Here is a 13,184-nt window from a genome sequence, read left to right as displayed (position 1 = left end):
GCAATCGTCGGCCTCTCGTCCATCGGCGTCCGGCAGCGTGTCGCTGGAGACCGGCATTCGCGCGGCCGGCGTCGGCAAGTTTCAATACCGGCTGTTCGTGATTTTCGGGCTCGTATGGCTGGCCGATGCCATGCAGGTCCTGTCGATCGGCTTCAGTGCCCCCTCGATCGCCAAGACGTTCGGCATCACCGTGCCGCAGGCGTTGCAGACGGGCACGTTCTTCTTCGTCGGCATGCTGATCGGCGCCTTCGTGTTCGGCCGCCTGGCGGACCGCATCGGCCGCCGTCCCGTGCTCATGATGGCCGTCGTCATCGACGCGCTGTGTGGCGTCGCCTCGGCCTTCGTTCCCGAGTTCACATGGCTGCTGGTGCTGCGCTTCCTGACGGGCGTCGGCGTGGGCGGCACGCTGCCCGTGGATTACACGATGATGGCCGAGTTCCTGCCGAGCGACCGCCGCGGCCGCTGGCTGGTGCTGCTGGAATCGTTCTGGGCCATCGGCACCATCTGCCTCGCGCTGCTGGCGCTCGCCGCGCTGTCCTACGGCGACCAGGCATGGCGCGTGATCTTCCTCGTGACGGGCGTCCCCGCGCTGATCGGCGTCGTGCTTCGCTTCTATATTCCCGAGTCGCCGATGTTCCTGAACCGCAGCGGACGGTCGGACGAAGCGCGCAAGGTGCTCGAGCGCGTGGCAAAGGTCAACGGCAGCAAGCACGAGATTCCCCCGCTGCAATCGGAGCGCGCCGAACCCAAGTCCGTGTTCGCGCTGTTCTCCGGCAGTTTCCGCCGCCGCAGCCTCGCGCTGCTGGTCGCCTGGGCGCTGATCTCCATCGCCTACTACGGCGTGTTCGTGTACCTGCCGATCAAGCTCAGCGCCGAAGGGTTCGCGTTCATGCGCGGACAGGTATTCCTCGTGCTGCTGGCTATCGTGCAGCTGCCGGGGTTCGCACTCTCCGCCTACGGCGTGGAACGCTGGGGCCGCAAACCCACGCTGATCGGCTTCCTCGTCCTCAGCGCGGCCGGCTGCATGCTCTACAGCCTGGGCACCTCGCCCGCGGTGGTCATCGGCTCCACGCTGCTGATGAGCTTCTCTTTGCTGGGCACATGGGGCGCGCTCTACGCGTTCACCCCCGAGGTCTATCCGACCGACCTGCGCGCAACAGGCATGGGCACGGCCGGCGCGGTGGCCCGCTTCGGCGGCCTGTTCGCACCGGCGATCATCGCACCGGTCATGGCCACGCACTTCACGCTGGCACTGGCGATGATCTCCACGATGCTGCTGGTGGGGGCGTTTGCGATCGGGGCGGTGAACGTGGAGTCGAAGGATCGCGCGCTGGACTGAGGGTATTAACGCCCCGCCGAGGCCCGCGCGGCCGGTTCCGCCAGCGATGCCTCCACCACCTTCAGCACCTCGCGCGCGGTGTTCTCCGAATGCTCGCGCAGGATCTTCGCCAGCCGGGGCCGGCCCTGCTCCCGCAGGGCTTCCATGATCGCCTCGTGTTCCGCGTGCGATTCCTGCCAGCGCAGCATGTCCGCATTGGCCGCGCCGCGTGCGCGGTGCACCTTGCTCATCAGCGTCGCATAGATGCCCGACAGCACCGCGTTCGCCGCGCTGTCCACGATGAGCTGATGAATCTCCTGATTGATCCGGAAGTAGTCGGTGCGCTTGCCGGCCGCGTGCGCGTCGACCATCGCCTGATGGCGGCGCTCGATCTTCGCGAGCGCGGCATCGCTCATCCGCCCGGAGATCAGTTCGCCCGCGTGCGCCTCCAGCCCGTGTAGCGTTTCGAACGTTGCGCGCAGTTCATCGAGGTCGAGCGGTGCCACGCGATAGCCGATGTACTGGCGATGCAGCACCAGCCCTTCCGAGACCAGGATCTTGAGCGCTTCACGCAACGGCGTCTTGGAAACGTCGAACGCCTCGCAGAACGCTTTCTCGTCGATGCGCACACCCGGCGGGAGTTCGCCTTCCTGAATCATCGTGCGCATGCGCGCCGCGATTTCGGCGGACATGCCCAGTGTGCGGAGGCGGGCGGTTTTGGGGAGGACTTGTGTCACTGACGTCACCAGATAGGGGAATCTGCACCAGATGGGAGACTAACATAACCAACTTGGTGTTTACACTACTCCAATACAATACCTATATAAATCAATCACTTCTCGTCGTTGTAATTACAGATTACGTATCCTATACTCGCTTCCAGTTGCGCGACACCCCCCACCGACATGCCTCGACAACGCAGCACCCAAGGAGCTAGGAGACCCGCAATGCCATCCACCAGCCAGGCCGCCACGATGACGGCCACGCGCAGCAGCGTCCGATGGAAGATCTTCCTGATGATGCTATTCCTCATCGCCATCAACTACATCGACCGCGCCTCGTTGTCGGTCGCCATGCCGCTGATTGCCAAGGAATTCGACCTGAGCCCCACCATGCAGGGGCTGATCCTCAGCTCGTTCTTCTGGACCTATGCCTTGATGCAGGTGCCCGGCGGCATGCTCGCCGACAAGTACAAGCCGCGCATCGTGATTGCCTGCGCGACCGTGTTCTGGGGCGCATTCCAGGCGCTGGCCGCGGTCTGCACCACGGCCACCACGCTGCTGCTCACGCGTCTGGGCCTCGGTGCCGCGGAAGCGCCGATCTATCCGGCCGGCGGCAAGCTCAATGCCATCTGGATGACGCAGAACGAGCGCGGCCGCGGTGCCACGCTGCTCGATGGCGGCGCGCCGCTGGGCGCGGCACTCGGCGCCATCATCATCACGTGGCTGATCTCCGCGCTCGGCTCGTGGCGCCTGGCGTTCGTCGTGGCGGGCGTGGGCACGGTCATCGCCGGCATCGTCGCGTGGCGCTATATCCGCAACTCGCCGCGCGAACACGCCGGCGTGAACGAACTGGAAGCGCGCTATATCGAGGAGGCGCAAGCCAGCGAGCATCGCGCCGAGCCGTCCAACCTGTCGGGCCGTTCGCTCGACTTCTTCAAGTACCGCTCGGTCTGGTGCATGGCCATCGGCTGGATGTGCTTCAACACCGTGTTCTACGGCCTGCTGACCTGGATGCCGAACTACCTGAACAAGGTGCACGGATTCGATATCAAGGCCATGGGCGGCGCGAGCTTCATCATCTTCTTCTGCGGCTTCGTCGGTGAACTCATCGGCGGCTGGATCGCCGACAAGTGGAAGGAGGCCGGCGGCCGTCCCAACGTCGTGATGCGCACCCTGTTCGGCATCGCCGCCGTGGTGGCCACGGTCTCGATCTTCTCGGTGGCCTACGTGACCAACCCCGTCGTGGTGGTGGCCCTGCTCTCTTCCACGCTGTTCTTCCTGCGCTGGTGCGGCCTGTTCTGGTGCATTCCGTCGATCCTCGGCACGCGCAACAAGATCGGCTTTCTGGGCGGCGTGATGAACCTGGGCGGCAATATCGGCGGCATCAGCGTGCCGATCATCGTGGGCATGATCGTGCAGTTCACGGGCTCCTACTTCCTGGCGCTGATGTTCTTTGCCGCCGCGGGCGTGGGTCTGCTGCTGTCGTCCACGGCCATCGACTACGAGACGAAGCTGCCGGTCTGAGCGCGGAGGACACCATCATGAAATCGTTGACGATCATCGCCACGGCCGCGCTGTTTGCACTGGGCACCCCGCTGGCACAGGCCGCACCGGCTGCGGCTGGCATTCCCACCGCGCAGCCGGAAGCCGTCGGCGTGGACTCCGCGAAACTGGTCGCGCTGTCCGAATGGATCCGCCGCGACAAGCTCGACGTCCGCAGCCTGCTCGTCATCAAGGACGGCAAGCTCGTCTTCGAGCGCTACAGCGACGGACTGGGCCGCGACTACAACCACGAGTTGTACTCCGTCACCAAGTTCATCAGCGCGCTGCTGGTCGGCACGCTGGTCGGCGACGGCAGGCTCAGCGCGACCGATGCGCCGGCCACGCGGCTGGCGGCGGCCCGCCCCGACCTCGCGCCGTCGCTGGCGGACAAGCAGCAGATTCAGCTGAGGCACCTGATGTCGATGGCCAGCGGGCTGTCGTACAAGCTCGTCGAAGGTACCGACACGCTCTATTACGGTGTGCCCGATCGCCTCAAGGTGGCGGCCTCCGCGAGCGTGCGCACCGCGCCGGGCACCGAGTTCGACTATATCGACGTGAACCCCGTGCTCGTGGGTGCGACGATCAGCCAGGTGACCGGCATGCCGGAGCAGCAGTATGCGGCCAGGCGCCTGTTCGAACCGCTCGGCATGTCCCACTACCGCTGGGACGGGGCCGACGGCAAGGGCGCCGTGTCTGGCGGATGGGGCCTGCGGCTGCGTTCGATCGATATGGCGCGGCTGGGCCTGCTGATGCTGAACCAGGGCCGCTGGAACGGCCAGCAGATCGTGCCGGCCGCGTGGGTCGCGCAGATGACCACGCCGTCCGGCCCCGCACGGGACTATGGCTACTACTGCTGGGTCAACAACATCGTGCAGAGCGAACGCGAGTTCAGCGCGATGGGTTACAAGGGCCAGTTCATCACCGTACTGCCGAAGCAGAACGCCGTGATCGTGATGAACAGCATCATGTCCACGCAGGGCGGCCTGCGCGACGCCAGATATCTGGACTTGTATCGCCAGATGGTCAACGACTACGTGCTGCCCGCGCTGCAGGCGGGCAGTCACGGCACCGTCAAGCCCGATGCGGCACGGCAGGCGGCATTAAAGAAGGAACTCGAGCTCGCGCGCAATACGCAGGGTGTACCCGGCACCCAGCTCGCCTTCAACGACAAGCCCGAACGATAAAAAACCATATCACTCCTGAGATCCCAAACATGAGCAAGCAGATTCGCCTCGGCATGCTGACGCCCTCTTCCAATACCGCGCTGGAGCCGATTACCAGCGCAATGGTCAGCAGCCTGCCCAATGTCAGCGTGCATTTCTCGCGCTTTACCGTCACCGAGATTTCGTTGCGTGACCAGGCACTGGGACAGTTCGACCTCGAGAAGATCCTGACGGCCGCCCAGTTGCTGGCCGATGCCCGCGTGGATGTCATCGCGTGGAACGGTACATCGTCGGGCTGGCTCGGCTTCGAGCGGGACCGCGCGCTGTGCAAGCAGATTACCGAAGCCACGGGGATTCCGGCGACCACGTCGGTGCTGGCGCTGAACGAGATTCTCGAGAAGACGGGCGCGCGCCGATTCGGCCTGGCCACGCCTTACCTCGATGACGTGCAGCAACGCATCGTCGCCAACTACGCGCGCAGCGGCTTCGACTGCTCGGCGGAGCGGCACCTCGGCCTCCATGTGAACTACAGCTTTGCCGAGGTGCGGGAAGACACCATCCGCGACATGGTGCGCGCGCTGGCCCGAGAGAACGTACAGGCCATCACCACCTTCTGCACCAACCTGCACGCGGCGCATCTGGCCGAGGCGCTCGAGGCCGAGACGGGCGTGCCGCTGTACGACACGATCTCCACGGTCGTATGGAGTTCGCTGCGGCTGGCCGGCGTGGATACGCGCGCGCTGCAGGGCTGGGGCCGCCTGTTCCGCGAAGTCGTGTAACGCGCTGGAGGGATGACCATGTCCGCAGACAACAACCTCGACCTCGTGATCCGCAATGCCGACGTGGTCACCGCATCGGACCGCTTCCGCTGCGACATTGGCGTGCGCGGCGGCAAGATCGTGGCGCTGGGCCATGGGCTGCCCGCCGCGCGGCAGGACGTCGATGCCACGGGGCTGCTCGCGCTGCCCGGCGGCGTCGATGGCCATTGCCATCTGGACCAGCCGATGCCCGACGGCCTGCGCATGGCCGACGACTTTTTCACGGGCACGCGCGCGGCCGTGTGCGGCGGCACGACCACCGTGATCCCGTTTGCCGCGCAGGAGAAAGGCCACTCGCTCAAGGCCGCGGTGGCCGACTACCATCGCCGCGCCGACGGCCGCGCGGTCATCGATTACGCGTTTCACCTGATCGTTGCCGATCCCACCCCCACCGTGCTGCAGGATGAACTGCCGTCGCTGATCCGGCAGGGCTATAGCTCGTTCAAGGTCTACATGACCTACGACGACCTCAAGCTGTCGGACCGCGAGATGCTGGAAGTGCTGGACGTGGCGCGCCAGAACGGCGCGCTGGTCATGGTGCATGCCGAGAACGCGGACTGTATCTCGTGGCTCACCGACAAGCTGGTCGGCGAGGGCCGCATCGCGCCGCGCTTTCACGGGCTAGCCCGGCCCGCCGTGGTCGAACGCGAGGCCACGCATCGCGCGATCTCGTTCGCCGAACTGGTCGATGTGCCGATCCTGATCGTGCATGTGTCGGGCAAGGAGGCCATCGAGCAGATCCGCTGGGCGCAGGGCCGCGGGCTGAAGATCCTCGCGGAGACCTGCCCGCAATACCTGTATCTGACGGCGGAGGACATGGGGCTGCCGGGCGACGATGGCTATGAAGGGGCCAAGTGTGTCTGCAGCCCGCCGCCGCGAGACCCGGAGAACCAGGCCGCGGTCTGGCGTGCGCTGGCCAATGGCGTGTTCAGCGTGTTCTCGTCGGACCATGCACCTTTCCGCTACGACGATCCGCAGGGGAAGAAACTCGGCGGCACCGCGCAGTCGTTCGACCATATTCCCAACGGTGTGCCGGGCATCGAGACGCGCCTGCCGTTGCTGTTCGATGGCGTGCGGCGCGGCAAGCTGTCGCTGCACCAGTTCGTGGAACTGACCGCGTACCGGCCCGCGAAGCTCTATGGGCTGTACCCGCGCAAGGGCACGATCGCCATCGGCGCCGATGCGGACATCGTGCTGTGGGATCCCGCGCGCAAGGTGCGCATCGCCAACGAGAACCTCCATCACGCGGTGGACTATACGCCGTACGAGGGGATCGAGGTCACCGGCTGGCCGATGACCACGTTCTCGCGCGGGGAGATGATCGTGCGCAATGGCGAATATCTGGAACCGTCCGCCGGTCGCGGCAAATTCCTCGAGGCCGGACAGCCGGAAATCTGAACCATGAACCTTCTGATCGTCAATCCGAATATCAGCACGTCGGTGACCGACCTGATCCACGCGGAAGCGCAGCGGACGGCGTCGCCCGATACCCGCATCACGATGGCTACCGCCAGCTTCGGCGTGGCCTATATCGAGACGCGCTTCGAAGCGCTGGTCGGCGGCTACGCCACGGCCTGCGCCGCCGCCGAACACGCGGGCACATTCGACGGCCTGATCGTGGCCGCCTTCGGCGACCCGGGTCTGGCCGGGCTCAAGGAACTGTTCGACGTCCCCGTCGTGGGCATGACCGAAGCCGCGCTGGCGAGCGCCTGCCTGCTGGGGCAACGCTTCTCGATCATCGCCATCTCCCACCGCATCCAGTCGTGGTACCGCGAATGCGTGGCGGCCAACGGACTCGCATCGCGGCTGGCGAGCATTCGATCGCTGCAGACACCGCTGCGCGACATCGGCAGCGTGCAGCAAGACCACGCCGCACGCCTGGAAGCGCTGAGCCTGCAGGCCGTACGCGAAGACGGCGCCGACGTCATCATCGTGGCAGGCGCCCCGCTGGCGGGGCTGGCGCGTTCGTTACAGGGGAAGATTCCGGTGCCGGTGGTGGACGGGGTCAGCAGCGCGGTGCGTCACTGCGAGTCGCTGGTGGCGCTACGGCCCGGCACGGCCCGCGAAGGCAGTTTCTCCGCGCCGCCGCAGAAGGCGAATACGGGCTTGCATCCGGCGGTGGCACGACTGCTTGGACCTGAGCATCGGCCATAGCGCACACGACGCCCGTCGCCATCGGCCAGGGTCAGAACTTGATGACCGCCTTGATGCAGCCGTCGTGCTTCTCCCGGAACGTCTTGTACATCTCCGGCCCCTGCTCGATGCCGATGCGGTGCGTGATGACGAACGTCGGATCGATCTCGCCCGACAGGATGCGTTGAAGCAGATCGTCGGTCCAGCGGTTGACGTGCGTCTGCCCCGTGCGAACGGTCAGGCCCTTGTTCATCAGCGCACCCATCGGAATCTTGTCGACGAAGCCACCGTAGACGCCCGGAATCGACAGGATGCCCGCGGGACGGCAGCAGTAGATCATTTCGCGTAACACGTGCGGGCGATCGGACTCGAGCATGACCGCCTGCTTCACGCGGTCGTAGACCGAGTCCAGCGATGCCGTCGCATGGGCTTCGAGACCCACCGCATCGATGCACTTGTCCGGGCCCTTGCCGCCAGTCTGCTCGTTCAACGCCTCGACGATATTCACGGTATCGAAATTGAGCGGCGTTGCCCCCAGCGACTCGGCCATGGCCAGCCGCTCCGGCACGCGATCGATCGCGATGACCCGTTGCGCGCTCATCAGCTTCGCGCTGAGAATCGCGAACTGACCCACGGGGCCCGCGCCCCAGATCGCCACCACGTCGTCCGGCTGGATATCGCACTGCGCCGCGGCCTGCCAGCCGGTGGGCAGGATATCGCCAAGGAATAGCACCGACTCGTCGCTGACGCCTTCCGGAATCTTGACGGGGGCGACGTCCGCATACGGCACGCGCACATACTCCGCCTGCCCGCCCGCATAGCCGCCGGTCAGATGCGTGTAGCCGAACAGCCCGGCGGTACTGTGGCCGAACACCTTGTCGCCGGTTGCCTTGTTGCGGTTGGTGCGTTCACATACCGAGAAGTTGCCACGCCGGCATTGATCGCACTCCCCACAGATGATCGTGAACGGCACGACCACGCGGTCTCCCACCCGCAAACGCTTGTTCTCCGAGCCCACCTCGACCACTTCGCCCATGAATTCGTGACCCATCACGTCGCCCTTCTCCATGCCCGGCACAAAGCCGTCATAGAGATGCAGATCCGAGCCGCAGATCGCGCAACTGGTCGTTCTGATGATCGCGTCTCGCGGATGCTCGATCTTGGGGTCGGGAACGTTGTCGCAGCGAATGTCGTGTTTTCCGTGCCAGCAGAGCGCTTTCATTTGTATCTCCGGTCGTCCGATCGTAGGGGTGATCGCAGGCGTCCCATTCGTGGAGCATCGATCATGCCCGACGGAAAACGAATGCTATAGGCGACATCGCCCCCGCATTCGCTCGCCAAAGCGCGCAATAAAGGCGTGGGCTATCTGCCAGATTTACATCTTGCCGGGCGCTCCCGCAAAGAACGCGCGCGCTGGAAGCGTGGAACGAAGGTTGCTCTTGTCCGGGATTGCCAACCTGCGGAGACGATCGCCATGCCGAACGGCAACAAGCTCAAAGAGTACAAGCATGCTTCGGGGGGCTGGGGCTCGCTGAGGGCCGTTGCCGAAGTTCTCGTGCGCGAGCATGCGACGCTGCAAGGCAGCCGCATTCTCATGCGCCAGAACAAACCCGACGGGCATATGTGCGTCAGCTGTTCATGGGCAAAGCCGAAAGATCCGCATACGTTCGAGTTTTGCGAGAACGGCGCGAAGGCAACGGCGTGGGACCTGACGGACAAACGCGTCGATCCGGACTTTTTCGCGTCGCATACGGTCACGGAACTCGAAACATGGCATGACCACGAGCTCGAGGAAGCCGGCCGCGTCACGTCACCGATGCGATGGAACGCCGAGACCGACCGGTACGAACCGGTCGACTGGGACGCCGCGTTCGAGGAAATCGGACGCGAACTTCGCGCCATCGCGCCGGCCGCCGCCGCGCTCTATACGTCCGGCCGCGCGTCGCTGGAGACGGCTTACATGTACCAGCTGTTCGCACGGATGTACGGTACGAACAACCTGCCGGACAGCTCGAACATGTGCCACGAAAGTACGTCGGTCGCGCTGACGGCGGCGATCGGCGTCGGCGTGGGAACCATCACGCTCGACGACTTCGAGAAGACCGACCTGATGTTCTTCTTTGGGCAGAACGTCGGCACCAACAGCCCGCGGATGCTTCATCAGCTTCAGGATGCGCGCCGCCGCGGCGTGCCGATCATCACGTTCAATCCGATCCGCGAGCCCGGCCTCGTGAGTTTCGTCAACCCGCAGTCTCCGGGCGAGATGCTGACGCCGGGCGCCACGCAGATCAGTACGCAATACCATCAGGTGAAGGCAGGCGGCGATCTCGCCGCGATCACCGGCCTCTGCAAGGCACTGCTGGAAGCGGACACCCTCAGCGTGGGCGAAGGACGCGGAAGTCTGCTGGATCGGGACTTCATCGATCGGCATACCGTGGGCTTTCAGGCGTTTGCGCAGTTCGTCCGGCGTACCGATTGGGCGGAGATCGAGCGGGAAAGCGGCCTCGCGCGCGCCGCGCTCGAGGGCGCCGCGGCCGCATATGCCCGCGCCAACGCGGTCATCGCGCATTTCGGCATGGGGTTGACCCAGCATCGGACCGGTGTGGAGAACGTGCGCATGGTGACGAACCTCCTGCTCTTGCGCGGCAATATCGGCAAACCCGGTGCCGGGCCGTCGCCTGTGCGTGGCCATTCGAATGTCCAGGGGCAGCGAACCGTCGGCATTACCGAAAAGCCGGAACTCGCGCCCCTCGACAAGCTCGCCGCCCAATACGCATTCGAGCCACCAAGGGAAAAGGGATTGGACACTGTCGGCATGTGCCGCGGCATCATGGATGGAGACATCCGCGCCGTCATGCAGCTCGGCGGCAATCTCGTGCGCTCGGTACCCGACCGGTACGCGTTCGAACCCGCCTGGCGAAAGCTTCGCCTGACGGTCGGGATTACCACCAAACTCAATCGCAGCCACCTCGTGCACGGTGCCGTGTCTTATATCCTGCCCTGCCTCAGCCGCATCGAAAGCGACGTTCGGCCTCATGGGCCGCAAGCCGTTTCCATCGAAGACAGCACGGGCTGCATGCATGGCTCCCGCGGCAGCGCCACGCCCGCGGGCCCCGACCTGCGCTCCGAACAGCAGATCGTTGCGGGCATCGCGCGCGCGACGCTCGGCGAGGACACGGCGGTGCCATGGACCGATTGGGAGAACGACTACGCGCTGATCCGCGATGCCATCGCGGAGACCTATCCCGACATCTTTCATGACTTCAATGCGCGCATGTGGACGCCGGGCGGGTTTCACCGGCCACTTCCGGCGCGCGATCGGCAGTGGAAAACAAAAAGCGGAAAGGCCGAGTTCCTTGCGCCGGAATCCCTCTGCGAAGATCCCGACATGCAGGCGATGGATGCGACGACGCTTCGGCTGTTCACCCTGCGCAGCGATGACCAGTTCAATACGACGATCTATTCGCTCGATGACCGCTTTCGCGGCATCAAGGGGACGCGCATGGTCGTCCTCATGAACCCGATGGATATCGATCGCCTCGGCCTCGCGGCTGGCCAGCATGTTTGCCTGGAAGCGGTCGCGGACGATGGCGTCGAGCGGCGCGTGAATGGACTGGAGGTCGTGGCGTTCGATCTACCGGCGGGATGCGTTGCCGGTTATTTCCCCGAATGCAATCCGCTTGTTCCGCTATGGCATCACGCAAGGGAAAGCCATGTCCCCGCTGTGAAATCGATTCCCGTCAGGATAGTGGAAGCCAACCCGGCGTATGCGGATCCACCCATCGAATGATCGGCCGATCGGCTGATCGACCGATCCCGATGCGCGCATGCAGGCGATATATTCCAAGCCTTTCGGCTCCGGATTTCCATGCGCGCCACTGCCCCCCACATCGCCCTCTATGAACGTATGGGCGAGAGAACGACCCAGCCGTTTGCGCTGCAGGTCCTCGAAGGACTGGGACCGATTGCCGGTCGGTCCGTCATCGATATTGCCGCCGGCACCGGTGGGCTCGCCGTCGCCGCCGCGGAACGAGGCGCCGTCGTGACGGCGACCGATATCCATCCCGCGATGGTCCAACGCGCCGCGGAGCGGTTGCGATCGTTCGCCGGCTGTCATGCGCAGGCGGAAGACTGCCGGGCGCTGACGATGACCGATGCGCAGTTCGATATCGCGATATCCATGTTCGGCGTTCTGGCCTTTGCGTACTGGCGGCAGGGGATTGCCGAAATGGCGCGCGTCACCCGTCGTGGCGGCCAGATCGCGCTTGCCATGTGGACACACGGTGACGACTGTTCACCCGCGCATGTCCTGCGACGCGTATTCCATCGCGAATTTCCACAGAAGACGTTGTGGCCATCAGACCTGTTTCCGCTGTTCACGGAGGATGCATTGGCCGCCAGCGTGACGGAGGCAGGCGTCGCGAGTGTCGAGGTTCACGTAGCAACGGCGGAATGGCATCCGTTCTCTTCCGCCGACGTGGTGAACGAATGCGACCCGATGTTCAGAAGCTTCCCCGGCTACGCCGCACTCGATGCTGACGAAGCGGCGACCCTGCGCGCGTCTCTCGAGCAGGCGTTCCAGGGCTATGCGGACGACCACGGCATTATCCGCCTGCCCACGCGCGCGTTCATCCTGCATGGCCGAAAACCGTGATCGTCCGCCGAGTCCGAGAAGTGGGGACGTGTGATCAAGGCTGCCGGGATCGAGCCCGAATAGGCTGCGGCATCCGCGACCGGGAGCCGTTCGTCGCCGTTGCGCGCCGCCCGAGACGACCATAGCGGTCCCAGCGGTAAGGCGCCAGATCGATGGCCGCGTCCCGCCCCAGAACAAGGTCACTCACGACGCGCGCGGATCCGCACGCCATCGTCCAGCCCATCGCACCGTGACCGCAGTTGAGCCAGAGGTTCGCGTGCCGCGACGCGCCCAGGAACGGCAGGTTGTCGGGCGTCATCGGCCGCTGTCCCACCCATCTATGCGCGGTGGCATCCCGAATTTCGGGGTACACCCCGTGTGCAAAGGCTTCCAGCGCCTGAAACCGTGCCTCCACCTTGCCGGGCCCCGGAACGCCGATGTCGGCGAAGCCGGTGAACCGCACGGTCTCTTCACCAAAGGACGCCCACGCGACCTTGTGAGGTATCGACACGGCGCCCACGCGCGGGCGCGACGATCTGGCGCCGTAATACGAGATCGAGTAGCCCGTGACGGGAAAGATGGGGAGCGCGTAATCCAGCGACGCCAGAAGCCGGCGCGAGGCCAGTCCCGCCGCTACCACGACCGCATCCGCCTGGTATTGGCCCCGGTCCGTCTCCACACCGGTGACGGCGGCGCCCTTGACAGCAAACCCGCGCACCCGCTCTCCAAAATGGACCCTGACCCCGAGACGGACCGCCTGCTCGAGGGCCGCGGCCCCGGAGAGCGCGGCGGCGCCCGGGGCGGCGGTGGGGGCAAAAACCCCGCGGGGGAACATAACCGAAGCCACGGCCAGCC

General features: G+C 65.2%; 11 protein-coding genes. 8 read left to right on the top strand and 3 right to left on the bottom strand.

What is annotated here, in order from left to right; translation table 11 throughout:
- Positions 1-43: 43 nt before the first annotated feature.
- Positions 44-1,339, top strand: a complete 1,296-nt coding sequence (locus tag AAHB16_RS13645) for an MFS transporter (RefSeq protein ID WP_342051201.1) — start codon at positions 44-46, stop codon at positions 1,337-1,339.
- A gap of 5 nt (positions 1,340-1,344) precedes the next feature.
- Here the strand turns inward: AAHB16_RS13645 and AAHB16_RS13640 are convergent, their stop codons facing one another.
- A complete protein-coding gene (locus tag AAHB16_RS13640; RefSeq protein WP_223851742.1) occupies positions 1,345-2,010 on the bottom strand; it encodes a GntR family transcriptional regulator in 666 nt (221 codons plus the stop codon).
- Between the two features lie 255 nt (positions 2,011-2,265).
- Between AAHB16_RS13640 and AAHB16_RS13635 the strand changes: the two genes are divergently transcribed.
- The 5 genes from AAHB16_RS13635 to AAHB16_RS13615 are packed head-to-tail and all read left to right on the top strand — an operon-like array spanning position 2,266 to position 7,717.
- Entirely contained in the window at positions 2,266-3,564 is a 1,299-nt protein-coding gene (locus AAHB16_RS13635) for an MFS transporter (protein ID WP_150374822.1), read from the top strand.
- A gap of 17 nt (positions 3,565-3,581) precedes the next feature.
- Positions 3,582-4,766 (top strand): serine hydrolase domain-containing protein, encoded by a 1,185-nt coding sequence (locus tag AAHB16_RS13630; RefSeq protein WP_150374823.1) that lies wholly within the window; start codon positions 3,582-3,584, stop codon positions 4,764-4,766.
- A gap of 29 nt (positions 4,767-4,795) precedes the next feature.
- The gene (locus AAHB16_RS13625; RefSeq protein WP_150374824.1) at positions 4,796-5,524 is read left to right on the top strand and encodes a maleate cis-trans isomerase family protein; all 729 of its coding nucleotides are present in this window, start codon (positions 4,796-4,798) and stop codon (positions 5,522-5,524) included.
- Positions 5,525-5,542: 18 nt separating this feature from the next.
- On the top strand, positions 5,543-6,961 hold the full coding sequence (gene hydA, locus AAHB16_RS13620; protein WP_150374825.1) for a dihydropyrimidinase: 1,419 nt from the start codon (positions 5,543-5,545) through the stop codon (positions 6,959-6,961).
- 3 nt (positions 6,962-6,964) lie between these two features.
- Complete coding sequence (locus AAHB16_RS13615) at positions 6,965-7,717, top strand: aspartate/glutamate racemase family protein (protein ID WP_150374826.1); 753 nt, start codon at positions 6,965-6,967, stop codon at positions 7,715-7,717.
- Between the two features lie 31 nt (positions 7,718-7,748).
- Here AAHB16_RS13615 and AAHB16_RS13610 read toward each other — a convergent pair whose 3' ends face one another.
- Positions 7,749-8,918: a zinc-dependent alcohol dehydrogenase gene (locus AAHB16_RS13610; RefSeq protein ID WP_342051121.1), complete on the bottom strand. Its 1,170-nt coding sequence runs from the start codon at positions 8,916-8,918 to the stop codon at positions 7,749-7,751.
- Between the two features lie 252 nt (positions 8,919-9,170).
- Between AAHB16_RS13610 and AAHB16_RS13605 the strand changes: the two genes are divergently transcribed.
- Both AAHB16_RS13605 and AAHB16_RS13600 read left to right on the top strand, forming a co-directional pair.
- Entirely contained in the window at positions 9,171-11,486 is a 2,316-nt protein-coding gene (locus AAHB16_RS13605) for an FdhF/YdeP family oxidoreductase (protein WP_150374828.1), read from the top strand.
- A gap of 78 nt (positions 11,487-11,564) precedes the next feature.
- Complete coding sequence (locus tag AAHB16_RS13600; protein WP_342051120.1) at positions 11,565-12,350, top strand: class I SAM-dependent methyltransferase; 786 nt, start codon at positions 11,565-11,567, stop codon at positions 12,348-12,350.
- Positions 12,351-12,384: 34 nt separating this feature from the next.
- Here AAHB16_RS13600 and AAHB16_RS13595 read toward each other — a convergent pair.
- The coding region (locus tag AAHB16_RS13595; RefSeq protein ID WP_342051119.1) for an FAD-dependent oxidoreductase at positions 12,385-13,184 on the bottom strand (800 nt) is incomplete at its 5' end.

It is taken from the genome of Cupriavidus sp. OTU4054, assembly GCF_038440175.1.
GTDB lineage: Bacteria > Pseudomonadota > Gammaproteobacteria > Burkholderiales > Burkholderiaceae > Cupriavidus > Cupriavidus pauculus_D.
The sequence above is the reverse complement of the archived record's forward strand: the minus strand, read 5'-3'. Positions and strand labels throughout refer to the sequence as shown.